General features: G+C 62.0%; 25 protein-coding genes. 17 read left to right on the top strand and 8 right to left on the bottom strand.

The annotated features are described in order from the left end of the window. Positions 1 to 92: 92 nt before the first annotated feature. The 4 genes from moaC (at position 93) to AC5WNI_RS11485 (ending at position 3,096) form a co-directional block, all read left to right on the top strand. On the top strand, positions 93 to 962 hold the full coding sequence (moaC, locus tag AC5WNI_RS11500; RefSeq protein WP_285461491.1) for a cyclic pyranopterin monophosphate synthase MoaC: 870 nt from the start codon (positions 93 to 95) through the stop codon (positions 960 to 962). A gap of 1 nt (position 963) precedes the next feature. Next, entirely contained in the window at positions 964 to 1,584 is a 621-nt protein-coding gene (locus tag AC5WNI_RS11495; protein WP_487886045.1) for a molybdenum cofactor biosynthesis protein MoaE, read from the top strand. Beyond that, positions 1,581 to 2,570: a GTP 3',8-cyclase MoaA gene (gene moaA / locus AC5WNI_RS11490; RefSeq protein WP_175089399.1), complete on the top strand. Its 990-nt coding sequence runs from the start codon at positions 1,581 to 1,583 to the stop codon at positions 2,568 to 2,570. The genes AC5WNI_RS11495 and moaA overlap by 4 nt, the downstream gene beginning before the upstream one ends. A 241-nt stretch (positions 2,571 to 2,811) precedes the next feature. After that, positions 2,812 to 3,096 (top strand): H-NS family histone-like protein, encoded by a 285-nt coding sequence (locus tag AC5WNI_RS11485; protein WP_043336782.1) that lies wholly within the window; start codon positions 2,812 to 2,814, stop codon positions 3,094 to 3,096. 201 nt (positions 3,097 to 3,297) lie between these two features. On the opposite strand, the gene AC5WNI_RS11480 is transcribed toward AC5WNI_RS11485, so the two are convergent. Further along, the gene (locus AC5WNI_RS11480; RefSeq protein WP_495929202.1) at positions 3,298 to 4,878 is read right to left on the bottom strand and encodes a ribonuclease J; all 1,581 of its coding nucleotides are present in this window, start codon (positions 4,876 to 4,878) and stop codon (positions 3,298 to 3,300) included. A 413-nt stretch (positions 4,879 to 5,291) separates the two neighbouring features. Between AC5WNI_RS11480 and purU the strand changes: the two genes are divergently transcribed. After that, positions 5,292 to 6,146, top strand: a complete 855-nt coding sequence (gene purU / locus AC5WNI_RS11475; protein ID WP_175089401.1) for a formyltetrahydrofolate deformylase — start codon at positions 5,292 to 5,294, stop codon at positions 6,144 to 6,146. A 111-nt stretch (positions 6,147 to 6,257) separates the two neighbouring features. Here purU and dinB read toward each other — a convergent pair whose 3' ends face one another. Together dinB and AC5WNI_RS11465 are read right to left on the bottom strand one after the other, a co-directional pair. Then, positions 6,258 to 7,316, bottom strand: coding sequence for a DNA polymerase IV (dinB, locus tag AC5WNI_RS11470; protein WP_495928482.1), 1,059 nt, complete (start codon positions 7,314 to 7,316; stop codon positions 6,258 to 6,260). 164 nt (positions 7,317 to 7,480) lie between these two features. Further along, positions 7,481 to 8,827: a Na+/H+ antiporter family protein gene (locus AC5WNI_RS11465; RefSeq protein ID WP_175089404.1), complete on the bottom strand. Its 1,347-nt coding sequence runs from the start codon at positions 8,825 to 8,827 to the stop codon at positions 7,481 to 7,483. A gap of 330 nt (positions 8,828 to 9,157) precedes the next feature. Here AC5WNI_RS11465 and AC5WNI_RS11460 point away from each other — a divergent pair, with 330 nt between their 5' ends. Further along, the gene (locus AC5WNI_RS11460) at positions 9,158 to 9,775 is read left to right on the top strand and encodes a YrbL family protein (protein WP_368449501.1); all 618 of its coding nucleotides are present in this window, start codon (positions 9,158 to 9,160) and stop codon (positions 9,773 to 9,775) included. A gap of 138 nt (positions 9,776 to 9,913) precedes the next feature. Here the strand turns inward: AC5WNI_RS11460 and bioA are convergent, their stop codons facing one another. Together bioA and AC5WNI_RS11450 are read right to left on the bottom strand one after the other, a co-directional pair. Beyond that, positions 9,914 to 11,224, bottom strand: coding sequence for an adenosylmethionine--8-amino-7-oxononanoate transaminase (gene bioA, locus AC5WNI_RS11455; RefSeq protein ID WP_495928481.1), 1,311 nt, complete (start codon positions 11,222 to 11,224; stop codon positions 9,914 to 9,916). A 75-nt stretch (positions 11,225 to 11,299) separates the two neighbouring features. Next, the gene (locus tag AC5WNI_RS11450) at positions 11,300 to 11,524 is read right to left on the bottom strand and encodes a hypothetical protein (RefSeq protein WP_495928480.1); all 225 of its coding nucleotides are present in this window, start codon (positions 11,522 to 11,524) and stop codon (positions 11,300 to 11,302) included. Positions 11,525 to 11,943: 419 nt separating this feature from the next. On the opposite strand from AC5WNI_RS11450, the gene AC5WNI_RS11445 reads away from it, so the two are divergent. After that, complete coding sequence (locus tag AC5WNI_RS11445; RefSeq protein ID WP_043336770.1) at positions 11,944 to 12,327, top strand: histone-like nucleoid-structuring protein, MvaT/MvaU family; 384 nt, start codon at positions 11,944 to 11,946, stop codon at positions 12,325 to 12,327. 245 nt (positions 12,328 to 12,572) lie between these two features. On the opposite strand, the gene AC5WNI_RS11440 is transcribed toward AC5WNI_RS11445, so the two are convergent. Both AC5WNI_RS11440 and AC5WNI_RS11435 read right to left on the bottom strand, forming a co-directional pair. Continuing rightward, a complete protein-coding gene (locus AC5WNI_RS11440; RefSeq protein WP_495928479.1) occupies positions 12,573 to 13,397 on the bottom strand; it encodes an anti-sigma factor in 825 nt (274 codons plus the stop codon). Further along, positions 13,394 to 13,972 carry a sigma-70 family RNA polymerase sigma factor gene (locus AC5WNI_RS11435; RefSeq protein ID WP_043334088.1) on the bottom strand — a complete coding sequence of 193 codons (579 nt, stop codon included), beginning with the start codon at positions 13,970 to 13,972 and terminating at the stop codon, positions 13,394 to 13,396. The genes AC5WNI_RS11440 and AC5WNI_RS11435 overlap by 4 nt, the downstream gene beginning before the upstream one ends. Before the next feature lie 324 nt (positions 13,973 to 14,296). On the opposite strand from AC5WNI_RS11435, the gene AC5WNI_RS11430 reads away from it, so the two are divergent. The 5 genes from AC5WNI_RS11430 (at position 14,297) to AC5WNI_RS11410 (ending at position 18,853) form a co-directional block, all read left to right on the top strand. After that, entirely contained in the window at positions 14,297 to 15,181 is an 885-nt protein-coding gene (locus AC5WNI_RS11430) for an NAD(+) kinase (protein ID WP_495928478.1), read from the top strand. 16 nt (positions 15,182 to 15,197) lie between these two features. Continuing rightward, positions 15,198 to 16,274, top strand: a complete 1,077-nt coding sequence (locus AC5WNI_RS11425; protein ID WP_495928477.1) for a metallophosphoesterase — start codon at positions 15,198 to 15,200, stop codon at positions 16,272 to 16,274. A 300-nt stretch (positions 16,275 to 16,574) separates the two neighbouring features. Then, entirely contained in the window at positions 16,575 to 17,480 is a 906-nt protein-coding gene (locus AC5WNI_RS11420; protein ID WP_175089413.1) for a rhomboid family intramembrane serine protease, read from the top strand. Positions 17,481 to 17,618: 138 nt separating this feature from the next. Continuing rightward, positions 17,619 to 17,894, top strand: a complete 276-nt coding sequence (locus AC5WNI_RS11415) for a YeaC family protein (protein WP_175089415.1) — start codon at positions 17,619 to 17,621, stop codon at positions 17,892 to 17,894. Further along, positions 17,882 to 18,853 (top strand): DUF2797 domain-containing protein, encoded by a 972-nt coding sequence (locus tag AC5WNI_RS11410; RefSeq protein WP_285461502.1) that lies wholly within the window; start codon positions 17,882 to 17,884, stop codon positions 18,851 to 18,853. Before AC5WNI_RS11415 ends, AC5WNI_RS11410 begins: the two co-directional genes overlap by 13 nt. Positions 18,854 to 18,990: 137 nt before the next feature. Here AC5WNI_RS11410 and AC5WNI_RS11405 read toward each other — a convergent pair whose 3' ends face one another. Beyond that, positions 18,991 to 20,586, bottom strand: a complete 1,596-nt coding sequence (locus AC5WNI_RS11405) for a RimK family ATP-grasp domain-containing protein (protein ID WP_495928476.1) — start codon at positions 20,584 to 20,586, stop codon at positions 18,991 to 18,993. 168 nt (positions 20,587 to 20,754) lie between these two features. On the opposite strand from AC5WNI_RS11405, the gene AC5WNI_RS11400 reads away from it, so the two are divergent. From AC5WNI_RS11400 to AC5WNI_RS11380, 5 genes are all read left to right on the top strand, one after another. Then, positions 20,755 to 21,363: a GNAT family N-acetyltransferase gene (locus AC5WNI_RS11400; protein ID WP_495928475.1), complete on the top strand. Its 609-nt coding sequence runs from the start codon at positions 20,755 to 20,757 to the stop codon at positions 21,361 to 21,363. Positions 21,364 to 21,441: 78 nt separating this feature from the next. Further along, on the top strand, positions 21,442 to 21,930 hold the full coding sequence (locus tag AC5WNI_RS11395; protein ID WP_175089418.1) for a YajQ family cyclic di-GMP-binding protein: 489 nt from the start codon (positions 21,442 to 21,444) through the stop codon (positions 21,928 to 21,930). A gap of 301 nt (positions 21,931 to 22,231) precedes the next feature. Beyond that, on the top strand, positions 22,232 to 23,074 hold the full coding sequence (locus tag AC5WNI_RS11390) for a CvfB family protein (protein WP_495928474.1): 843 nt from the start codon (positions 22,232 to 22,234) through the stop codon (positions 23,072 to 23,074). 162 nt (positions 23,075 to 23,236) lie between these two features. After that, on the top strand, positions 23,237 to 24,433 hold the full coding sequence (locus AC5WNI_RS11385; RefSeq protein ID WP_495928473.1) for a glycerate kinase: 1,197 nt from the start codon (positions 23,237 to 23,239) through the stop codon (positions 24,431 to 24,433). Positions 24,434 to 24,648: 215 nt separating this feature from the next. After that, a complete protein-coding gene (locus AC5WNI_RS11380) occupies positions 24,649 to 25,074 on the top strand; it encodes a YbaN family protein (protein ID WP_254627065.1) in 426 nt (141 codons plus the stop codon). Positions 25,075 to 25,088: the final 14 nt, after the last annotated feature.

Genomic DNA, 25,088 nt, shown 5'->3' with positions numbered 1-25,088 from the left:
CTCATCAGGGCTTGCCTGCCTGCTTCTTCAGGCTTTGGTATTTCTGAGATTGCCGCCAGTCAGGCGCACCCGATACGGATACGAGACAGCTCATGAGCCTTACTCATCTCAACGCACGCGGCGAAGCCCATATGGTGGATGTTGCGGACAAGCAGGAAACCCGCCGCGAGGCGCGAGCCAGCGCACGCGTCAGCATGCTGCCTGCCACGCTTGCCCTGCTCGCCGAAGGTGGCTTGCCCAAAGGCGATGTGCTGGCGACGGCGCGTATTGCCGGTATCCAGGCGGCCAAGCGCACTCATGAGCTGATTCCGCTCTGCCATGCCCTGATGCTCTCCAAGGTGACGGTCGACTTCACACTGGACAGCACCAACAGCTGCGTGGAAATTCAGGTGCTGTGCCGCCTCAATGGACGTACCGGTGTCGAGATGGAGGCGCTGACGGCGGCCTCGGTGGCGGCCTTGACGCTCTATGACATGTGCAAGGCGGTCGACAAGGGTATCGTGATCGGCGATATCCAGCTCGAGACCAAGACCGGCGGCAAGAGTGGAGACTGGCAGCGTCCGGAGGAGGCTGCCGCTTTCGAGCAGACGCCCGCTGAGCCAAGCCGTGCTGAATCAAGCCGGGCCGAGCCAAGCCGTGCTGCGGCAGCTGAGCCCAACGAAGTGAGAGTGACAGCGGGACAGGCCGCTTCGGCGGCACGCGATGATGCCACCGTGCGGGTTCTCTTCCTGGCGGAACTGCGGGAGCGGCTGGATCTCGATAGCCTGGCGCTGAACCTGACGACCCTGTCGGAGGCGACGGTCGGGGGCCTCAAGCGCACCCTGGCGCTGCGTGACCCGCAGCTTGAAGCGCTCAATGACACCCGCGTGCTATGCGCCGTCAATCAGGACATGGTGCGCGATGACCATGCACTGAATGCCGGTGATGAAGTCGCCTTCTTCCCACCGGTGACGGGGGGGTGACATGACCCAGGTCGCAAACGAAGCCACGCAGGCCTTTTCGGTCAGTATTCAGGCCTGCGATTTTGATCTGCGTGTCGAGCAGGATGCCCTGACGCGTGGGCGCGGCAACATCGGTGCCGTGGTGTCCTTCACGGGGCTGGTGCGTGATTTCAATCAGCGTCCGGATGTCGTCGCGCTGACGCTGGAACACTATCCCGGTATGACGGAGCGCAGCCTCGAGCGCTTGATCACAGAGGCGCGCGAGCGCTTCCCGCTCACCGGGGTGCGTATCATTCATCGTGTCGGACGGCTCGAGCCCGGCGACAATATCGTGCTGGTGCTGGTCGCCAGTGCACATCGTCAGGCTGCCTTTGCGGGCTGTGACTTCCTGATGGACCACCTCAAGTCGCGAGCGCCTTTCTGGAAAAAGGAGCACACCGCCACAGGAGATTATTGGGTGCGAGAACGCTCGAGTGATCGCGAGGCACTCGAGCGCTGGCATCCCGAGTCCGCGGTGACGGCAGAGGGTGGAGCGGCAACCCCCTTTGCCGAGCAACACAAGGCTGATGACTCATTGGCCGAGGCCAGCCGCGAAGAGCGACAATCAGCGCTGGCAACACCCAAGTTTTCGGGAGAGTCATGATGGAAACCCTGGTCGATGACTTCGGTCGTCGCATCCGCTATGTTCGCCTGTCAGTGACGGACCGCTGTGACTTTCGCTGCGTCTATTGCATGAGCGAAGAGATGACCTTTCTGCCGCGCGATGAGGTGTTGAGCCTCGAAGAGATCGCGTTGCTGGCGCGCGCCTTCGTGGAATTGGGGGTCGAGAAGATTCGCCTGACCGGAGGGGAGCCGCTGGTGCGGCGTGATATCGGCAAGCTGGTCGATGAAATCGGCGCGCTCGAGGGCCTCAAGGACTTCTCGATGACCACCAACGGCGCGGGCCTTGCCAGGCACGCCGCGCAGTTGAAGGCCGCCGGCATGTCACGGCTTAATATCAGCCTTGATTCTCTGGACCCGGAGCGCTTCAAGGCGCTGACGCGTACCGGCGACCTGAACAAGGTGATCGCCGGAATCCGTGCTGCGCGCGAGGAAGGTTTCCGCATCAAGCTCAATGCGGTGGTGCTGAAAGGTCGCAATGATCACGAAGTGGTATCGCTGGTCGAATTCGCGCGTCAGGAAGGGTTGGACATCAGCTTCATCGAGGAGATGCCGCTGGGCCAGGTCTCGGATCACGGTCGTGACGAGACCTTCTGCTCCAGTGATGATGTCCAGGCGCGCATCGAGACGCGTTATCCGCTGATTCCCACACTTGAAGACAGCCTGGGGCCGGCACGCTATTTCCGCATGGCGGACAGCGAATCACGGGTGGGATTCATCTCACCACACAGTCATAACTTCTGCTCGACCTGCAACCGCGTTCGCGTCACGGTAGAGGGGCGTCTGTTGCTGTGTCTTGGCAATGAGCACTCGCTTGACCTGCGGGACATCATGCGTCGTCACCCGGGGGATATCGAGCCGCTCAAGGCCGCGATCATCGATGCCATGCATCTCAAGCCCGAGCGTCATCACTTCACGACGGACGGTGATGTCCAGATCGTTCGCTTCATGAACATGACGGGAGGCTGAGTCCCTTTTTCGTCATCAGTCGTGGCGCTCATGTTGATCGAGCCTTCCCGGATAACTCACAGGCGCTCACAAGAACCCCGCTATCAAGCGGGGTTTTTGTTGGTCTATCCTATGGAAACACTGCCTTGCTTTTGACAAGGCTTGTTAGTTCATATTTAGCGCTTATACTTTGCTGCATTATCACATCCAATGCGATGACTCGCAGGGATTCCAGCTCAGTGCATATGGTGGAGGTAGCGAAATGACAGCCGATTCTCTCGAAAAGATCGCCCGTAACAAGAATGTTGCTCGTGCAGCAGCGCGTCAGCTGTCCATGGAACAACTGCACAAGCTCTCCGAGGTCATCAATGAGGTGATCGAGCAGAAAGCCGAAGAAGACGAGCAGCGCCGCGAGGAAGAAATCGCCAAGGAGCGCAAGCTTGCCGAGATTCGTGATGCGATGATCGAAGCTGGCCTTTCCGTGGATGACCTGGTCAGTGATCAGCCCAAGCGTCGTGGCCGTCCGCCGAAGAACAAGTCCGTTTGAGCCCTTCGGTCTGACGTCATGGAGGTGGCTGAAGCGCTTGAGAACGAGATTGCCAGTCGGCAATCTCTCCATCACCAGCCCCTGAGCGCCTCCCAGCAGCAGAAAAGCCCGCCTGGTATTTCCCGGGCGGGCTTTTTCATGCTTCGCTTTGCGCAGGGCAGTGAGCTCGAAGCGGCCATCACTTCAATGATGGCGCGACACTCACTCCTGATTCATGGCCATGATATGCAGGAAGAGCACCGGCTCATGGCGCAGGTGGTTGCGCAGCCAGCGATTGATGCGTCCATCGAGTTGCTGCTTGAGTTCACGTTCATTGCTGGCATCCAGGCCTGCCAGGGTGTCATCCAGCCACTCGGCGAAGCTGTCTTCATCCAGACTTGAGGTGCCGCTGATATCCAGCATCAAGCGGCCGATGCGAACCCAGCCGGCTTCCTGCAGCGTGACGGGCAACGCGAGCGAGACGCTGCCATGCCGGCCGAGACGCGCGCGGGCACGGCGGTCCATGGAGTCCAGCGGACGCACCTTGTCATGCTCGATGATGCGTTCGTGCAGTGTCAGTCGTTTCTCCACTGACAGCCCCTGAGCATCGAGGCGAATCACGTCACCATTGACGGGAATCAGCGGTGCCTCGATGCCCAGGGACTGTGCCACCTGGGTGTGAGCGAGCTGGTGGCGATATTCGCCATGCACCGGCAGCAGACGTACCGGCTTGAGCCAGCCATAGAAGGTGCGCAATTCTTCCTGTGCCGGGTGGCCGGAGGCGTGCAGCTCCGGGAACTGCTTCTCTTCCATGATGCCGACGCCGAGCCGTGTCAGGGCATTGTGCAGCTTGCCGATGGCCAGTTCATTGCCGGGAATCGCCTTGGAAGAGAAGATCACGGTGTCGCCGGCAGCCAGCTCGAAGTCCGGATGCCGGGAATTGGCCAGGCGTGACAGTGCGGCGCGCGGCTCGCCCTGACTGCCGGTGGCGATCACCATGACCTCTTCCGGGGGCAGATAGCCCAGGTCCTTCACCGGTACCAGTGGCGGGAAGTCCTCCAGATAGCCGAGACCGCGGGCGACGCGCACCATGCGCTCCATCGAGCGACCCAGCAGCGTGATGCGGCGGCCATTGCGTGCGGCGGCGCGCCCCAGTGCCAGTATGCGGGCCAGATTGCTGGCAAAGCAGGTCACGACGACGCGACCGCGACAGCCGGCCAGCGTCTTCTCCAGTGCGCGCGCAACCTCGCCTTCACTACGCGAATGGCCTGCCAGCGGCGCATTGGTGGAGTCGCCGACGACCAGATCGACCGGCGCCAGTGCCTGATAACGCTCCGGATCGGTAGGCTTGCCGATCAACGGCTCCGGGTCCAGCTTCCAGTCGCCGGTGTGCATCACGCGATATTCCGGCGTGACGATCAGCAATGAGCAGCTTTCCGGAATCGAGTGGGTCAGCGGCAACAGTCGCAGCGCGAAGGGGCCGGATTCGAAGCCTTCATCCACCTCGATGATCTGCAGGCTGGAGGTTTCCAGCTCGCGCTCGGCAAACTTGGCGCGCAGCAGGCCAGCCGCCAAGGGCGTGGCGATGATCGGGCAGCGCCACTTCGGCCACAGCCAGGCGACTGCGCCGATGTGGTCTTCGTGGCCATGGGTGATCACCAGCATCTGCGGGCTGATGCCCAGGCTTGCCAGGGACTCGATATCCGGTACCTGCAACGGACCTTCCGGCAGATCCTGACGAATCATCATGCCGCAATCCACGGCGATCCAGTGATCCTGATAACCATACAGCGTCAGATTCATGCCGATCTCGCCGCAGCCACCCAGTGGTAGCAGGTGCAGCGGCGGACGTTGTCTCTGACGGACTTGAACGCGGGGTTTCAACATGGATGTCATGCCATCTATAAAATGTGGCTCAACTATACGGGAATCCCGCGAAGCGCCACAAATGGCGCTGTTGTCCGATCGATTCGATTCGATAGCGCCTCGGCCGTCAACGTGACGCCTTGAGGTGGGCCGGCGTGATGTCGCTGATCGCAATGTCGTATTGACCATATGGACAGAATCGGGGCGCAGCACTGTTTCAGGCCGCGTGATCAGCTACAATAGCCCACCTTTGCCGAGGGGCTGCTTACGGGCGGTGTCATGATTCCTCGCGCAGGCCGGCGTTTCGCCGGCTGAACATCATTCCCGCTATCACAATGGTTGAACTTACGATGTCTCACGCCTATCGCCTGGTGGTGTCCTGCCCTGATCAGGTCGGAATTGTTGCCCGAGTTTCCACTTTCATCGCCGAGCAGGGCGGGTGGATCACCGAAGCCAATCAGCATTCTGATCTTGGCGCCGGCCGTTTCTTCATGCGCTATGAGATCAACCCCGAAACCATCGGCCTGAGCGCCGATGAGCTCGGCAAGCGCTTCGCACCGATCGGTGAAGAGTTCGGCATGCAGTGGCGCGTGCATGACACCGCTGCCAAGAAGCGTGTCGTGCTGATGGTTTCCAAGGACTCCCATTGTCTGGTGGACCTGCTGCATCGCTGGCAGTCCGGTGATCTGGATTGCGAGATTCCTTGCGTCATTTCCAATCACGATGACATGCGCTCGCTGGTGGAATGGCACGGCATTCCGTTCCATCACGTGCCGGTCGACAAGAATGACAAGGCTCCGGCCTTTGCCGAAGTCGAGCGTCTGGTGGAAGAATCCGGGGCCGATTGCATCGTGCTGGCGCGCTACATGCAGATCATTCCGCCGAGCCTGTGTGAACGCTATGCCGGTCGCCTGATCAACATCCACCACAGCTTCCTGCCTTCCTTCGTGGGTGCCAAGCCGTATCACCAGGCCTTCGGGCGCGGGGTCAAGCTGATCGGGGCGACCTGTCATTACGTGACCGAAGAGCTGGATGCCGGCCCGATCATCGAGCAGGACATCCATCGCGTCACACACTGCCATACCGCCGAGGAACTGGTGCGCATCGGCCGTGATGTCGAGCAGAAGGTGCTGGCCCGCGGCCTGCGCTGGCACCTGCAGGATCGTGTGCTGATCCACGGCAACAAGACCATCGTCTTCGCCTGAGCCTCGCTTGCTCAACGCATGAGTCTGTCATCGACCTGAGGTCGTGACGATGAAGCCGGTACCTGTCTCAGGTGCCGGCTTTTTTGGTTGCGGGATCAGGTTGGCGTCGAGCTAGAACAACCCCAGCTGCTGGGCGTCCTCGCGGGCCTTGAGACGTACGCCGACGCCCAGCAGGCGGACAGGGCGGTGGCCGCGTCGCCAGGCTTGCTCCATCAGCAGGGCGAAGCTGTTGGCGCTCGGCAGCGTGGTGGTCGAGGCGGGGAGCAGGCTTTCCAGCGTGGTGCTCTCGAAGTTGCTGAAGCGGATCTTGACGAACTGCTTGGCCAGCACCGGCTGGTCATGACGGGCGTGACGGCTGGTCAGGCGTTCGAGCAGGGCGGGCAGGCGCTCCAGGCAGGCTGGCAGGTCAGGCAGGTCGTGATCGAAGGTGTGCTCGACACTGATCGACTTGCGTTCGCGTTCGACACGCACCGGTCGCTCATCGATGCCGTGCGCCAGTTCGTGCAGGCGTGTGCCGAACTTGCCGAAGTGCTCGGCCAGTGTCGTCAACGGTGTGCCGCGCATGTCTTCGCAGGTGGTGATGCCCAGGCGTGTCAGACGCGCCAGCGTCGCCGGGCCGACCCCGTGAAGCTTGCCGACGGGCAGCTGGCGGATGAAGGCGTCGCTGGTCTCGGGCGTGATCACCGTCAGGCCGTCGGGCTTTTCCCAGTCACTGGCGATCTTGGCCAGAAACTTGTTGGCGGCCACGCCAAGGGAGAGGGTGATGCCGGTGCGCCTGAGCGCCTCTTCCTTCAGCCAGCGCGCCATCCAGGTGGCGCTGCCCTGAAAGTCAGTCACGGCGCTGACATCCAGATAGGCCTCATCCAGCGAGAGGGGCTCCACCAGGGGCGTCAGTTCATGGAAGAGTGCCTGGATCTCGGCGGAAACGGCGCGGTAGCGCTCGAAATCCGGGGGTACCAGAATCAGCTGTGGGCAAAGGCGCAGTGCTCGGGCGGTCGACATCGCCGAGCGTACGCCGAAGGCGCGCGCGGGATAGTTGCAGGTGGCGATGACGCCGCGTTGCTCGGTGCGGCCACCGATGGCGATGGGCACCTCGCGCCACTCGGGATGGCGGAGCATCTCGACGGCGGCATAGAAGCAATCACAGTCGGCGTGGAGGATCTTGCGCATGTGCGCATCATGCTAAAAGACTGGATGGCTGTCCAGTGCTTGTGCCCACTCATTGCGCTTGAGCAGGCTCACCAACGATAACGCCCGACAGTGAGGAGAGTCCCCACTGTCGGGCGTTGGCATGGCTGGCATCTTGCTTGGGCGCGAGACTGGCGCTCAGCGGATTACAGCGTCATCGCGGCCACCCAGCCGAACACGATCAGCGGGATGTTGTAGTGGAGGAAGGTCGGCACCACGCTGTCCCAGATGTGGTCGTGCTGCTGATCGACATTCAGGCCGGCCGTCGGGCCGAGGGTCGAGTCAGAAGCCGGTGAGCCGGCATCTCCCAGCGCGGCGGCGGTGCCGATCAGCGCGACGGTGGCCAGCGGCGAGAAGCCGAATTGCAGCGCCAGCGGCACGTAGATGGCGGCAATGATCGGAATGGTCGAGAAACTGGAGCCGATGCCGAGAGTGATGAACAGACCGACCATCAGCATGACCAGCGCGGCCAGCGGCTTGTTGTCACCGATGATGTGGAAGGAGGCGTCGACCAGGGTCTGGATATCGCCGGTGGCCTTCATCACGGAAGCGAAACCTGCCGCCGAGATCATGATGAAGCCGATCAGCGCCATCATGCGCATGCCGGAGGTGAAGAGGTCATCCGCTTCGTTCCACTTGAACAGGCCACCCAGCGAGAGGATGGCGAAGCCGACCAGGCCGCCGAGAATCATCGAGCCGGAATACAGCTGAATGCCGAGGGCGGCGATGATGGCGATGCCTGCCATGACCAGACCGCTCTTGGACGGCGTGTGCATGGGCGTATGGTGCGGTACGTTGCTGGACTTGATCTCGCGGGTCGCGTAGTCACGCGGCTTGCGGTAGGAGACGAACAGCGCCGTCAGCAGGCCGAGGAACATGCCGCCGACGGGAATCGCCATCGCCATCGGCACCATGCCACGGGTCACGTCGAGACCGAGCGACTGGCCGGCATCATTGATGTTGGCCAGCAGGATGTCGTTGAGGAAGATAGAGCCGAAACCGACTGGCAGCAGCATGTAGGGCGCGGTCAGGCCGAAGGTCAGTGCACAGGCCACGGCACGACGATCCAGACGCAGGCGGTTCATGGCGACCAGCAGCGGCGGAATCAGGATCGGGATGAAGGCGATGTGAACCGGAATCAGGTTCTGGGAGGAAATCGCGACCAGAGTCACGCTGCCCAGCAGGCCGTACTTGATGGCCGTCTGGCGGCGCGGCGTGCTTTCGCCATTGAGCAGGCCGATCAGGCGTGCGGCGAGCAGGTCCGGCAGGCCGGAGCGAGACAGGGCGACGGCGAAGGCACCGAGAGTGGCGTAGGCCAGTGCGACCTTGGCGCCGCCGCCGACACCGTCATTGAAGGCGCCGAGCGTGTCGGTCAGGGACAGCCCGCTGAACAGACCGCCGACCAGGGCGCCGGCGACCAGCGCGAAGACGACCGAGACGCGAGCCAACGACAGGCCGACCATGACCAGGACGGCCAGAATTACCGCATTCATGCGAGTACCTCTATGTGGGGTTGTGCCAGCTTTGGGAGTGTTGCGGACAGAGCGGGCGAACTGTGGGTGCGTGGCCACCCGATCCCGGGGCAATGCCTCGCATGACGTGTACATTCGTGACGAATGCCTTGCTGTCGCAGTGTTCCTGCGGCTTCCTCCTGAATGCCGTCAAAAACGGCGCATAATCTTACCAGAAGGGCAACGCAAGCTGAATGGCCGATGAACGTGGGCGCTGCCAAATGGCACAAGTTGGCGTGCCATGACGGCTTTTTGTAGAATGCCACGCTGCCCGGCGGCTGCAGTCGCAGGCGTTATTCAACAGGAGTGCGCATGCTGGAGCTGGAAAATGCCCGCGTCATCGGCATGGGAAATGATCGGCGTGTCTACCAGGATCCGAACGACCCCCATCGCTGCATCAAGGTCCCGCGTTACCCTGACAAGGGCAGCCGCCAGAATGAACGCGAGCAACGCTATTTCGAGGGCCTGGTCAGACGTGGCATGCGCGACTGGTCCTATGTGCCTGCCTACCACGGCAGTATCGCCACCGCCGAGGGGCTCGGGCTGGTCTTCGATCTGATTCTCGACAGTGACGGCTCCACGTCACGCCGACTGCGCGAGGTGCATCTCGAGACCCCCGAGCGCCTGAGCGCCGAGGTGCTGGTGAGTGAGCTGGCCAATCTCTATCGCTATCTCGAGAAACGCTGGTTGATTCCGTCTGATCTCAATGATCGCAATATCGTGGTCCAGTTCAGCGACGACCAGCCGCCCAGGTTGTGGCTGATCGACGGTATCTCGAATCCTGACTTCATTCCGCTGGCGACCAGCGTCGCCTGGCTGGCACGGCGCAAGGTCGCGCGTCGCTATCGTCACTTCCTCAGGAAACTGGTCAAGGGGGGACAGCTCTCGCCAGAGGATTATCAGGCACTCGAAGCCCGTCTGTGGGGGTGAATGCCTCTGATGGTGATGGCTCTCGAGACTGGTGGGTCTCGAGGGTCTCGAGGGTGACTGCCCCTGATGGCGCTTGTCGCTGATAGCATTGGCCTTTGATGAACATCGCCAGGAGCAGTCATGTTGTGTATCAGTGCATCAGTGTTCCAGGGTCTCGAAGTAGCTGGTCATCGCATGGGTGATCTGGCGCAAGTCCTGCGGCGAGGTGATATAGGCCGGCATGGTATAGAGCCAGCGACCGAAGGGACGTAACCAGACACCCAGTTCACGGGCGTGGGCCTGAGCGCCTGCCAGACTGCTGGCATCGTGCACTTCTATCACCGCCGTGGCACCCAATACGCGTATATCGCGAATGGCGGGGTGGGAGAAATTCAGCAGGGTATCGCGTAACACTTGATTGAGCTCGGCAATCTTGCCCAGATAATTCTCTTCCTCGAATACCGTGAGACTTTCCAGTGCTACCCGACAGGCCAGTGGATTGCCCATGAAGGTCGGGCCGTGCATGAAGGCGCTATTGGCATCCTCACCATCAAATGCATGGAAGATATGACTCTGGGCCAGGGTGGCGGCATGTCCCAGATATCCCCCCGTCAGTCCCTTGGAGAGCACCATGATGTCAGGAGAGACATTGGCGTGTTCACAGGCAAACATCTTGCCGGTCCGACCGAAGCCGGTCGCGACTTCATCGAAGATCAATACGATTTCGAACTCATCACATAACTCGCGTGCCGCCTCGAGATAGTAGGGCGAGTACATGTTGAGGCCACCTGCCGCCTGTAACAGTGGCTCCATCAACAATGCCGCTATCTCATGCTGGTGTGTTTCCAGGCAGGCGCGCAATGCGCTGATATCGTCTGCTACCTCTTCACGACTGGCACTGAAACCGGCAGTCGGCGCCGGTGCGAAATGATGTCTGGGCAGGAAATCGGCGAACAAGGAATGCATGCCTTCCTCGGGGTCACACACTGCCATGCAGCCCGCCGTATCGCCGTGATAGGCCTTCATCAATGACAGCATGCGCGTCCGCCCCCGCGTGTCATTGCGGTCTTTGCGCTGTTGCTGATATTGCACTGCCATCTTCATGGCGACTTCCATGCCCACCGAGCCGCTATCGGAGAAGAAGACATGATTCAGGCCCTCAGGGGTGACACGCACCAGCGCATCGGCAAGCTCCTTGGCCGGTCGATGGCGAATGCCCCCCAGCATCACATGGCAGAGTTCTGCCGCTTGCTGCTGGATGGCCGCGACGAGACGCGGGTGTCCGTAGCCATGGATCATGCACCACCAGGAACATGTCGCATCCAGCAGTGTCTCACCTCCCGCCAGTGTCATGCGGGCTCCCGTGCCGCCGGCCACCTCCAGTGGCGCTGGCATGTCCTGCATCTGGGTATACGGGTGCCAGAGAGAAAGTGAGTCCGTATCGCGGGTCGGCATCTGGGAGAATGGCATGGAGTATCTCTGCGAGTGGCGGGATAGTGGTGTGGTGTGATGATGGCTCAATCTTTGTCAACTTTGACCATTCTATCAGGTTGACGGTTTTTTTGAAGTGACGCTTTCTGGAGAAAGTGTTGCATTTCGCACCACTATTAGTTCGTCACCTGCTTTAGTATGGACTGCTGTTGTTCGTTCAGGTGCATGCTTTTCGAGGTGCGCAGGCAATGATTGCCCTTCATCAAAAGTCTGTACTGTGACGCTGTCACGCCGAAGGGAAAAGTGGTTGCATAATACTTCTTTGTGGGTTGTCGTCATGAATTGTGCATATCCCGTGAATATTGGAGGCCTAGTCATGGCGGGCCCTCAAGCCCGATATCAGGTCGTGGCAAAGAGTTCTTCGTGTTGTTGCAGTGACCCTTTTGGCAGACCTGTCTTCAGTTGTGACAGGAGATAATGAAGTGCTTGGGCGGTGAGTACTGTTTTTTTGTTGGCTATTGCATTGATCGGAAAGATTGCATACTTTGGGAACATGTTATTTAAGACTTCACCTTGCAGTTGACTCGGTCTATAATCGCCCTTGATCCGGTGTGGGCGCTTAACTGTCCCGAGTGTCCTGCACAAGTCTTTACGAAAACGCGCTGTTAAACATGTACGGCAGATGAATATCCACCGAACCTCTTTCAACATCGTGTTTTCGTGACTCAACTGTCTGTCCCGACATCCTGGAGATACTCATGTCCCTGTTGACTGATTTCATGCAGAAAGAGCAAGAGCTCAAGAAACTTCAAGAGCAGCTGGAAAGCCTGCGCAATGATGACCGTCTGAAGAACGAACTCGAATTCAAGGACAAGCTGGACGCGCTGATGGGCGAGTACGGCAAGTCCACCCGTGACGTCATCACCCTGCTGGACCCGAAAGCGTCCCAGGCGCCGGCTGCTGCCGCACCGGAAAGCAAGACCGGTGGTGTGCGTCGCAAGCGCAAGCTGAAGGTCTACAAGAACCCGCACACCGGTGAAGTCATCGAGACGCGTGGTGGTAACCACAAGCAGCTGAAAGAGTGGAAGGAAGAGCACGGTGCGGAAACCGTCGAATCCTGGCTCGAGCGCACTGAAAGCTGAGCACTGGCTTTGTTGCCAGCTAGCTAGCTGACGCTGCCACACATGAAAAAGCCCCGCAATCGCGGGGCTTTTTCATGTGTGGCGTTTGATTGACGCTAGAGGGCGGGCTCCCTCTTTTGAGCAGGCCTTGAGCAGGTCTTGAACAAAGCGATAGGGCGCTTTCCCGTGAGACTCGCTGTGAAATTACAGCGTCAGAAAGCGCCACTAACGGCAGTCGTCATGCCCGAGGGCTGTCATGAGGACTATCAGCTATCACGCTGATTGAGGTCCACCAGGCGACCGATGGCGAGAATCTTGCCTGTCGGTTTGCCGGTCGGCGAACCGCCTTCTGGCTCCAGTGTCATCTCAAGCAGCTGGCCCGGACTCATGCTGCCGATCTGCTCGGCGCTGAGTTCTATACCGGCAATCGGGTCGACCAGCCCCAGTGAGCGCGGCCCTTCTTGCGGGTCGGTCAGGGTCCAGAGTTCGATGGCGCGATCCGTCGGACGCTCGATGGAGACCTTCGGTGTCAGCTGCAGGCCACCGCTGGGCGTGACATTGGCAACCCAGGTCGGCGTACCCGGATCTTCCAGTGTCTGCAGAATAGCGACCATGCGTTGTGCATCGCCGTCAGGTGTCTGGGTAGCCACTTCCGGCGAGGTGCCTTCCAGCGACGCGCTGGGCGAGAAGGGCCCCATCTGCATGACCAGCGCCAGGGCGAGGCCTGCCCCCAGACCCAGCCCGAGGCCACCGCCGAGCCAGCGCAGCAGCCAGGGCGCCTTGGTCGAGGCGCTTGTATGCTCTGCGTCATGTCGAGCGGCGGTATCATGGGCGGCGGAGGACTGCTTGAAGCGCACCAGGCTGGCGTCGATGCGCTTCCATAATGAGTCCGAAGGGGGCTCCGGCGGCAGGCGGTCACTCACGCTCAGCCAATGTTGCTGCCAGCGCAGGGCCATGCGTGCGGCAATGTCATCGCGCTTGATCCAGGCGCGCACTTCGGCCTCGCGTTCAGGGTCCAGCAGCCCGAGGGCATGCTCACCCAGCAGCAGGTTCTGTTCTTCGGGGGATTCGGGAATCAGGGGGCTATTCATCGTGACAGGCACTCCTGCAGTAGCTTGAGACCGGCGCGGATGCGTCCCTTGATGGTGCCAAGCGGTGCGCTCAGCTTCTCGGCGATCTGTTCGTGTGTCAGTCCCTTGAAGAAGGCCAGCAGAATGGGCTCGCGTCGTGGCACTTCCAGCTCACCCAGGCAGTCGCTCAACTGATGGGCCGTCTGGCTGTCATCGGCCGCGGTTTCCGGGTTGGCGAGCAGATCGGCCAGGGTGTCGAGCGCATCGCTGTCGCCGCGTGGCGTCCGCCCCTGGGCACGCAGTTGGTCCAGTGCGCGATAGCGCAGGATGGTAAACAGCCAGGCGCGACCATTGCCGAGTTCACGGCGATACTGGCCCGCGTTGGACCACAGCTTGATGAAGGCGTCATGGACGGCATCTTCGGCCTGGTCGCGGCTGTTCAGCAGGCGCATGGCGAGCGCCAGCATGCGGCCCGATTCGAGATCATAGAGGCTACGGAACGCGGCCTCGTCTCCGCGTGCACAGGCTTCTATCGCACTGGCGTGGTCAAAGCTTTCCGCGTCTGGCGGACTGACTGACGGCTTCTGTGCTGGCATGGGGCGGCCGGCTCCTTTGGCAGGGGATCCATTGTTCAGCTGACGGTATGTGCACCGCCGGGGAATGGCAAGTTGCATGATAGAGGCCTTTGTTCGGGAAAGAATCAATGCCCGTGACACTCGGGATGGCGGTGCGTCAATTGCGGGGGGATAGTCAGGTAACGTCCCGCTTCCCACCTTGGATGTTCGCGGCCGGTTTTCAAATGTGTCTGGGCGTGGCGTCAGCCGGTCACCTCACATCTGATGGGAAAAGCGCGGCGCGGCTGCATTGCTGCTCGCGCGGTGAGTCCGCATAATGGCCGGCATGACAGCCTGGGAGGCGTGATGAAGCAGCAATTCAATACGATCGGCGTGATTGGCCGACTGGGCAGTGCCCAGGTGGTGGATACGCTCAAGCGCTTGATTCGCTTTCTGGATTCCCGTGGCCTGGCCATGGTGATCGAGGAACGCACTGCCACGCTGCTGCTGGACCACGGTCTGCAGGTGGCCAGCCGCCGTCAGATGGGCGAGCAGTGTGATCTGGTGATCGTGGTCGGCGGTGACGGCAGCCTGCTGGGGGCGGCACGTGCGCTGTGCCGCAGCGGTACCCCAGTGCTCGGGGTCAATCGTGGGCGACTCGGCTTTCTGACCGACATTCGCCCCGATGAGCTCGAGGAGAAGGTGGCCGAGGTGCTGGGCGGCGACTATCTCAGCGAGCAACGCTTCCTGCTCGAGGCCGAGGTCTTTCGTGACGGCGAGCGCATCGGGGCGGCCGATGGCCTCAATGACGTGGTGCTGCACCCCGGCAAGGCGGCGCGCATGATCGAATTCGAGCTGTTCATCGATGGCCAGTTCGTCTATTCCCAGCGCTCGGATGGCTTGATCGTCGCCACGCCGACCGGCTCGACCGCCTATGCGCTGTCCGGCGGCGGCCCCATCGTGCACCCGCGCCTCGAGGCGATCACCTTGGTGCCGATGTTCCCGCACACCCTTTCCAGTCGTCCGATCGTGATCGATGCGGCCAGCGAGATCATCCTGCATATCAGTGCCAGCAACTCGACCTATCCGCATATCAGCTGCGATGGCCAGACCCAGGTGGTGGCCAAGCCCGGGGATGTGCTCAAGATTCGGCGCAAGAGTGAGCGTCTGACGCTGATTCATCCGCTGGAGCACAACTATTTCGAGATCTGTCGCACCAAGCTCGGTTGGAGCAATCGCCTCGGCGAATGACCTCAAGGCTGACACCATGCAAGCATTCGTGCCGCCACAGGATGGCTATGATCTCATCGGCGATATACACGGCTGCGGCGCCACTCTGGCGACGTTGCTGGAGACGCTCGGCTATCACATCGTCGATGGCGTCTATCGCCACCCGACCCGCAAGGTCATCTTTCTCGGTGATATCATCGATCGTGGTCCGCGCATCCGCCTGGCGGTGCAGCTGGCCAGCAGCATGGTCAATGCCGGCGAAGCGCTGATCGTGATGGGCAATCACGAATACAACGCCCTGGCGTATTGTCGGCGCGCACGCCCGCGTGCAGGCGGGGAGCATCGTGATTTCCTGCGCTCGCATACCTCACGTCACAATCGCATCATCCGCGAGACGCTTGACCAATATCAGCATCATCCCGATGAGTGGGACGAGGCGCTGCGCTGGTTCATGCGCATGCCGCTGTGTCTGGAGCTGCCGCCGCTGGCCCATGGCCAGAGTGGGCTGCGCGTGGTGCACGCCTGCTGGGACGAGCCGCTGGTGCGTACCTTCCTGGAGCGCTACCCCGATGGCTGCATCGATGAAGACTTCCTGCACGAGTCCATCGAGCACGACAGCTTCGCCTATCGTGTGCTGGACCGCATGACGCGCGGCGCGAATCTGCGCTTGCCGGAAGGAGTCGAGATCCACTCCGGCGATGGCTTCACGCGCCGAAGCTTCCGCACGCATTTCTGGGCACGTGAGCCCCGCACCTACGGCGATGTCGTCTTCCAGCCCGACAACCTGCCCGGCGAACTGGAATCACGCTGGTTGAGTGAGCAGGAGCTGGCCAATCTGCCTTACTACGGGCCGGAGCAGCCGCCGCTGTTCCTCGGACACTACTGGTGCGAGGGCTTGCCGGCGCTGCCGGCCCCCAACATCGCCTGCCTGGATTACAGCGCGGTCAAATTCGGGCGCTTGGTGGCGTATCGCTTCAGTGGCGAAGCCACGCTGGATGCCGCCAACTTCGTGTGGGTACCGGTACCGCGTGAGCCTTCCCGACGCCCCGTGCCGGAAGAGCTGTCCCGCGACACCCTATCGAACCCGTCATTGGCCAATGGCGCCAATCAATAGCACTGGTCATTGGCTTGGTCGTTGGCACGTCCCAATAGCGTCAGTGATGCTGGCGATGGATGATGATTGTTTTTTACAATCACATGTCAGTGAACCAAAGCCCGATTGCGCACTCTGAGTAAGTGTTCCCTTGAATGATCCTTGCTCAGTCCGGTGCCCCCCACCGGGCTTTTTTTATGTCTGTCACAAAGCCCAGACGACTGCGGCGCTGTGGTAGCTTTTCGCAGGCTGGTCTGACTTCTCCTTGTTTATCAACGTGTACTGAGTCTGTTCAGTCGCGTGTCATCTTCAGAGGCATATATGTTCAAGGTTCTGACGCTGCCCGAATCCTTCGACAGCCGCCCCCTGCGTGAAGCCCTGTGGGCCGAGAAGATCGGTCACCAGATCACCCTGAGCCAGGCTCGCCCGACAGAGGCTGCGTCTGACGAGGATGCCGAGAGCCACGAGGGCGGCCAGGAGCTGTGGCTGGCTGACCCCGAGCAACTGCCGCGCGTCATCGCGATGCTCGAGCGCCAGTCACGCGGTGAGCCGTTGCGGGATGCCTCCGCAGGCGCCGCGACGCGTGGTACCGCCAGTTCTCAGTCCCTCATCGCCCTGATGCGCCAGACGCCGCTGACCTGGCTGGTCGGTCTGGCCTGCTGTATCACAGTGATGTTCCAGTATGCGCTGGGCCAGGCGGCGGTCTTCGAATGGCTGGCCATCGTGCCCTTCGAGCTTGTCGGCAGTCAGCACATCGCACCCGAGCCGCTGTCCGTGACGCTGGCGGGGGAGTGGTGGCGGCTCTGGTCGCCGTCGTTGATGCACTTCGGGGTACTGCACCTGGTTTTCAACCTGTTGTGGCTGTGGGTGTTCGGGCGTCAGATCGAGGCCATCGATGGTGGTTGGCGCTTCGCGCTGGTCGTGGTGCTGAGCGGCGTGGCGGCCAATCTGGCGCAATATGCCACCGGCAGCGTACTGTTCGGCGGGTTGTCGGGGATCGACTTCGCCGTGATCGGCTATGTCTTCATCGCTGCGCGCCGCCGCCCGGCGCTGGGCTATGAGATGCAGCGCTCGCTGATGATCTTCATGCTGATCTATCTGGTGCTGTGCATGACGCCGCTCTCGAGTGCCATCGGCCTTGGCGCCATTGCCAACGAGGCCCATCTTGGCGGCCTGCTGACCGGCCTGCTGCTGGGCTGGCTGCTCCCCAGACGCAGCGCAGGCTGAGCGTTGGCGATTCGGCCCTAGGGATGACACCTCTGGAAATGACACTGCGCTAAATGACAATGCTAGAATGGCGGCCATCCCCTGTGACTCCGATGGCCCGCCTTCGGCAGTCGTGGACCCGCATCAGGAGAGTATGTGATGAGCAACATGTCCTTTGACGGCATGATCGAGCAGATGACGCCGACCATCTACGAGAGCCTCAAGCAGTCCATGCAGCTGCGCAAATGGCCGGATGGCCGTGTGCTGACCCAGGAGCAGGTCGAGCTGTGCATGGAAGCCGTCATCAAGTACGAAGCGCACAACAACGTGCCTGTCGAGTCGCGTGTCGGCTTCATCGACAACGGCACCTGTGGGCCGCGTGATGATGACAGCGCCGCAAGCGATGAGCCGGAGCAGATCAAGTGGGTCAACTGACGCTGGATGATGCCCTGAGCGCGGATGAGGCCTCTGGCACGGCTCAGGACGTCAGTGCCCAAGCTGTGGCGCCTATCACGCTGAGTGGCAACATCCGCAAGATGTCCATCGTGCCTGTCGGTGAAGCGCTTGCGATCGATACCTCGTTCGAGGCGCCGTCGGTCACGCGGGAGCCGCTGGCGGCCAGCTATGGCCTGCGCCTGGGCGAGATCACCCAGCCGCTGAATGCCTATATCGGCCACAAGGTGCGCCTGAGTTTCACTGGTCAGATCCACTGCAGCCATTGTGGTCGCAAGACCAAGAAGAGCTTCGCCCAGGGGCATTGCTATCCGTGCTTTCGCAAGCTGCCGCAGTGCGATGGCTGCATCATGAAGCCGGAGACCTGTCACTACGCCGAAGGTACCTGCCGTGATCCGCAGTGGGGCGAGGAACACTGCTTCCAGCCGCATATCGTCTATCTGGCCAACTCCTCCGGCCTCAAGGTCGGCATCACGCGCAAGACCCAGATGCCGACGCGCTGGTTCGATCAGGGCGCCATCCAGGCGCTGCCCATCGTCGAGGTGTCCAATCGCCTGCAGTCGGGGCTGGTCGAGGTGCTGTTCAAGCAGGCGCTGAACGACCGCACCAACTGGCGGGCGATGCTCAAGGGCGATGTGGCCGAGCTGGATCTGGAAGCCGAGCGGGACGCCTTGCTGGCCCAGATGTCAGAAGGCCTGGCAGCGCTGCAGGCGCATTGCGGCGAAGGCGCCATCCGGGTGCTGGACACCACGGCGCTGGCCTTCGAGTTTCCGGTGCGCACCGCGCCGAGCAAGGTCACCTCGTTCAACTTCGACAAGACGCCAGTGGTGGAAGGCGTACTCGAAGGGCTCAAGGGTCAGTATCTGATTCTCGACAGCGGCGTGATCAACCTGCGCAAGTTCACCGGCTATGAGATCGAGGCCCAGCTCGGCGAGCAATGAGCCGCGGCTGAGCCATAGCCAAGAGCACAGCACCGCACACACGACAGCGCCCACCCTCCGTCACGGAGGGTGGGCGCTGTCGTTTCTGTGCCTCTGGTTTCTCGTTGCTTGCTACAGGCTTGCAGACTCGGGGCGTGTCAGCCCAGCACGGGCTGGCGGCGCGCCTGCATGCGGGCCAGAAATACCTGCATCACGCGCCGGTAGAGCTCGCGTCCCAGCACCACATCCTCGACGCCGGCATCCAGATTCGGATTGTCGTTGACCTCGATGACCACCACGCGGTCCTCCAGCTGCTTCAAGTCGACGCCATAGAGGCCATCGCCGATCAGGCGGGTCGCCTTCAGGGCCGCCTTGATCACGGCCGCTGGCACCTCGCTCGGGTCGACTGTCGCGAAGCCGCCGGAGCGGGTGCGCGCGCCGCTGTGGTCGTAGATCTGCCAATGGCCGCGTGCCATGTAGTAGCGGCTGGCGAACAGCAGCTTGCCGTCGAGCACGCCGATGCGCCAGTCGAACTCGGTCGGCAGCCACTCCTGCAACAGCAGCAGGGCGGAATCCTGGAACAGCCGTTCGGCTTCGCGCACCAGCGTCTCCGGGCCATCGATCTTGACGATGCCACGGGAGAAGGCGCCATCCGGCACCTTCATCACCAGCGGGTAGCGCATGTGCTGACCGCGCTCGGCCAGCTGGCGCAGTTCGCCCCGATGGATCAGGCGACCCTGCGGTGCACTCAGGCCGCGTGCCTTGAGAAGTTCATGCAGGAAGACCTTGTTGGTGCAGCGCAGGATCGACTGACTGTCATCGATCACCACTAGCCCTTCATGCTCGGCACGCTTGGCCATGCGATAGGTGTGGTGATCCAGACTGGTCGTCTCGCGGATGAACAGGCCATCGAACTCGGCCAGGCGGCCCTCGTCGCGTCTGGTGATCAGGCTGACATCGATGCCCAGTCGGCGCCCCTCGCGGATGAAGTGCTTGAGTGCGGTCCGGTTGGACGGTGGCAGCGCCTCGTCGGGATCGATCAGCATGGCGAGATCGAAGCGGTAATGGCGGCGTGCCTTGGGCGTGCGCCACACCTTGCGCGAATGGCGATTGAGCGCCTGGGCGAAGCGGTCTTCATTCGCCGTTGCCAGGTGGCACAGGGATTGCGGGCGCACTCGCTTGAGCACCCAATGATCGCCACGGCCTTCAAGACGCACCTCCAGCAGCGGGCAGGGCAGACGCTCGAACAGCTTGCGTGCGAGACGCGCAAGCGCGGGGTCTGCGCTCTCGCCGAAGGTCAGCAGCAGGTCGAGTCGCGGCGGCTTGCCAGCTCCATGCAGCACGCCTTGCGGGGCGGGCAGTGCGCCCTTGCGGGTCAGCTCCTCGAGCAGTACGCGGATGCCGCCCAGCTCCATGTCGATCAGCGACTTGCGTGACAGCTGATTGAGGGTTTCCACTGACGGCAACGCCTTCTGACCGCGCGCCTGGGCCAGCAGCGAGACGTAATAGCCGATGCCCAGGTAATCCAGCCCGCCACACAGATTGATGACGTGGGTGGCGGGCTGCGGTGCATCGTCGGCGCGCTGGGCTGGCGCATCGCTTGAGAGTTCGGAAAGAAAGTCATGGGCGCTGATGACATCATCACTGGGATAGAAGGCGCGCCAGTCAGAAACACGGTCAACCACGATACGCAGGCGGGACATTGCGAAGCCTCGCAAGGCGGGCACCGAAGCGGTGCCGAGTGCGCGCATCATGAGAAACAATCCCCGTCATCGCAATAGGCTGGAAAGTGAAATAATTTCATGCAAAGAGACCAAGACAAGACGCTTCTGCATGCCCAGAATGCAGCGCATTGCTACCGCCCCGCGACACGCTGAACATCAAGCAGCGTCAGGGCGCTGACAGGCGGGAGAGCCTGCACCATGACCCCCATTCTGCGCCCGGCCATCCGGGCCGATCTCGACGCTCTGGTAGAGCTCGAGGAAGTCAGTTTCGACAGCGACTGGTTCAGTCGTCGTCAGCTGTCCCACCTGATACTGCGTGCCCATGCCCGTACCCTGGTGATCATCCAGCCCGATGACGATGTCATCCCATCCACAGCGGCGGTGGACGATGTCATGGCCGCGCTATGGCCAGACGGTAGCGTCGAGCGTGATGACGCTACGCCGCTGCGCAGTGTGCTTGGCTACGGCACCGTACTGTTTCGGCGCAATTCACGCCGGGCGCGACTCTACTCCTTCTGCCTGCACCCGGAATCGCGTGGCCGAGGCCTTGCCCAGCGCATGCTGACAACGCTTGAGCAGCTGGCCATCGCCCAGGGCTGTACGCAGTTCGATCTTGAGGTGCATACCGGCAATGGCGCGGCGATCGCGCTCTACGAGCGACACGGCTTCGAGAAGTGTGGTCGCCTGCGCGATTACTATGCCGATGGGGCCGCCGCCTGGAAGATGCGCAAGGCACTGACGGTAGATTCGCCGGCGCCAGTGGCTGAGAAACTCGCGGCCTCGACGGTGAATGCCGGCGCCGCCTGAGCCGGGGGCATGGCGCGCGTGGCCCCCATGGGCTAGGATGCGCTGTTTATTCTTCATGGCTTCAAAGGAATCGCTCCCATGCCGTCATTCGATATTGTCTCCGAACTCGACAAGCACGAAGTTCAGAATGCCGTCGATCAGGCCAATCGCGAACTCGCGACGCGCTTTGATTTCAAGGGCGTGACTGCCAGCTTCGAACTCGAGAAGGAAGAGAACGTCAATCTGGAAGCCGATGCCGACTTCCAGTTGCGTCAGATGGTCGAACTGCTCAAGGGCCGTCTGATCGCGCGTGGCATCGACGTGCGCTGTCTGGAAGAGAAGGATGCCGACACCGCTGGTGTGCGTGCCCGTCAGCAGCTGGTGCTGCGTCAGGGGCTGGACCAGCCGACCGCCAAGAAGATCGTCAAGGCGCTCAAGGATGCCAAGCTCAAGGTCCAGGCGCAGATCCAGGGCGAGAAGGTACGCGTCACCGGCAAGAAGCGTGACGACCTGCAGGGCGCCATGGCACTGCTCAAGGGCGATGAGAGTATCGATCTGCCGCTGCAGTTCAACAACTTCCGCGACTGATCCAGCGCTCAAGTGACTGGCGGTCGCCATTATCAGCACCGTTCGCTATCGGCGTGCGGTGCTGTATTCGTTTGACTCGCTGATTTGCGGTTTCGTGAGAGTCACTGACTCGCATGTTTTCTGGCTCAACGGATTCGCTTTGAAAGCGTCATGTCTCGTTGCTGGGGCTACGCTTGTCCAGCCCGGTGCATCACTCGAGACGACCGGACGCGTCGCTTTCAAAGCGTTTCACCCTATTCGTACGTGATATCTGCGCCATGCGGGCCGCTACGGCACCCGCCAACGCGCAAAGAGAGGTTATATGTCTGCTCCGCTCGCTATCGGCCAGCGCAACACCCTGACGATCACCAAGCGGGTCGGCTTCGGCGTCTTCCTCGATGGTGGGGATCGCGGGGAAATCCTGCTGCCGACACCTTTCATTCCGGCGGGGGCCGACATCGGTGACGAAGTCGAAGTCTTCGTCAGCCTGGATGATGAAGACCGCCTGCTGGCCACCACGCGCTATCCGCGTGCCATGGTCGGCGAATTCGCCGCGCTCAAGGTGGTCGAGGTCAATGACATCGGCACCTTCCTCGACAATGGCCTGGGCAAGGATCTGCTGCTGCCCTACGGCGAGCGCAAGCGTGAGCTCAAGGCCGGTCAGTTCGCCATGGTGCACGTCGGTCTCGACAAGCACAGTGACCGCATGGTGGCCTCGATGCGCCTGGATCGCTGGCTCGACAAGACCACGGCCACCTATGCGGTGGGCCAGGAAGTCTCCGGTCTGGTCGCTGCCCGTACTGACCTGGGCATGAAGATCATCATCGACAACGCTCATTGGGGCCTGGTGCACCATGACCGTATCTTCACGCGTCTGCGCATCGGCAATCGTCTACGTCTGTGGGTGTTGAAGAATGACGGCAACGGCAATGTCGATCTCACGCCGCAGGCACCGGGGCCGGCTGGCCATCAGCAGCTGGCGGACCGCATTCTGGCCGCGCTGGAAGCCAGTCAGGGCGTGCTGCCGCTGGGCGACAAGAGCGAGCCGGAAGCCATCAGTGAAGCCTTCGGTGCCAGCAAGGCCAACTTCAAGCGCGCCATCGGCCACCTGAAGCGTGAAGGCAAGGTCACGCTGGCGCCCACAGAGACGCGTCTGGTCAAGTAAACTGTCGCGGTCAGCTTGTACTGCCACTGCCACCCTCGGGAGACCGACGGGTGGCAGTTTGCGTTTCAGAATGCCGCATGGCACCAATGACGGCGTATCATGGGGTGATCTTGCGCTGAGTCGCCCCCATTCGCTCCTTCACTTTCGACAAGGAATGTCTGCATGACTGTCTCTGCTTCTGCTCCCTCCTCCGCTTCTGCTGGCTCGCCGCGTCTGTTGATTGCCCCTGACAGCTTCAAGGAAGCGCTGGCAGCCAGTGATGCCGCCGAGGCCATGGCGCGTGGTGTTCGCCGGGTACTGCCTGAGGCAGAGATCGACCTCTGCCCGCTGGGGGATGGCGGTGAGGGTACGCTGGCGGCGTTGTTGGCGGCGGCCAGTGAAGCAGACCCCATCGAGGCGCGCAGCGCTCAGGTACGTGATCCGCTCGGGCGCGACGTCACCGCTCAGTGGGGCTGGCAGCCGGGTAGCCGCACCGCTATCGTCGAGCTGGCCGAAGCCAGCGGTCTGCATCTGGTCAGCCCTGAAGAACGCGACGCACGTGTCGCCGATACCCACGGTGTGGGCGAGCTGATACTGGCGGCGTTGGACGCCGGTGCCGAGCGACTGATCGTCACGCTGGGCGGCAGTGCCACCAACGACGGCGGCAGCGGCATGCTGCGCGCACTCGGGCTGCGTCTGCTCGACGCTGATGGGGAAGAGCTGCCCGCGGGAGGCGCGGCCCTCGCGCGCCTGGCGAGCCTGGACGTCAGTGCACTGGATCCACGTCTGGCCAACCTCAAGGTGTCTGCCGCGGTCGATGTCGACAACCCCCTGTGTGGCCCGCGTGGCGCGAGCGCCGTGTTCGGCCCGCAGAAGGGCGCCGATGCCGCGGTGGTTGAGGAGTTGGATGCGGCACTGGCCCACTTTGCGCGCCTGAGTGCCGAAGTGTTGGGCGCAGACCAGCAGCAAGTGGCCGGTGCAGGAGCCGCAGGCGGCATGGGCTACGCGGTGGCGGCCTGGTTGAACGGTGAGTTGCGCCCGGGCATCGAGCTGGTGATGGAGCGCCTCAACGTGAGCGAGCGCCTTGCGGGCTGTGATCTGCTGATCACCGGGGAAGGCGGCCTGGATGGCCAGAGCCTGGGCGGCAAGACCCCCATCGGTGCGGCGCGAGCCGCGCGAGCCGCCGGGGTGCCCGCCATCGTGCTGGCGGGGCGACTGGCCGAGGGCTGGCAAGCCGCCCATGATGAGGGGGTCAGTGCCGTCTTCACGCTGTGTGACAGTGCCATGCCGCTTGAGCAGGCGCTGGCGCGCACCTCGGAGCTGCTGGCTGACCGCTGCGAGGCCATCATGCGTCTCTGGCAGTTGGCGCAGCCCGACTGAGCGCAGCCCGACTGCGGCGTCGAATCCGGCAGCAGACACCGGCCCACGGCCCCCGTGGCGGGGGGCGTGGCCTTTCGCGATATCGGCAAGCCCGTTACCATGCACGCAGTTGCTATCAGGCAGATAGTTAGAAAGTACTTTCCCCATGAACGACTTGGCGTTTGACTGATAGCAGGAAGCACACGGTGTGTGACCGCAGGTGGTGAGGAACCGACATGATGATCTTTCGGCGCATGAAGCGTATCTGCTGGCTTGGCCTGGCCTGGTTGTTCTTCGGCATCGGCTTCGCTGGCATGTTTCTGCCGCTGCTGCCCACCACCGTCTTCATGCTGCTGGCGCTGGCCTGTGCCAGCCGAGGTTCACCGCGCTTTGCGCGCTATATCCGGGAACATCCCCAGATCGGGCCGACACTGGTGGCCTGGGAGCGCGAACGCGCCATTCCGCTGCGCGCGCGCATCATGGCGGTCAGCATGCTGGCCGTCTCGATGTTGATCATCCTGTTCACCGTGTCAGTGCTGGCCGTCAAGGTCTCGCTGCTGGTCTTCCTGTCGCTGCTGGCACTCTGGTTGGCAACGCGCCCGGAGCCCAAGGGCGAGGGGGCGAACCTTGCCGTCGGTGGCGAATCCCTTCCGCGCGAATGAGCGCTTCATCGCGG

This window comes from Cobetia sp. PDI-12MA (genome assembly GCF_059507695.1).
Note: the sequence above shows the minus strand (reverse complement) of the source record. Positions and strands in the feature narration are given on the sequence as shown.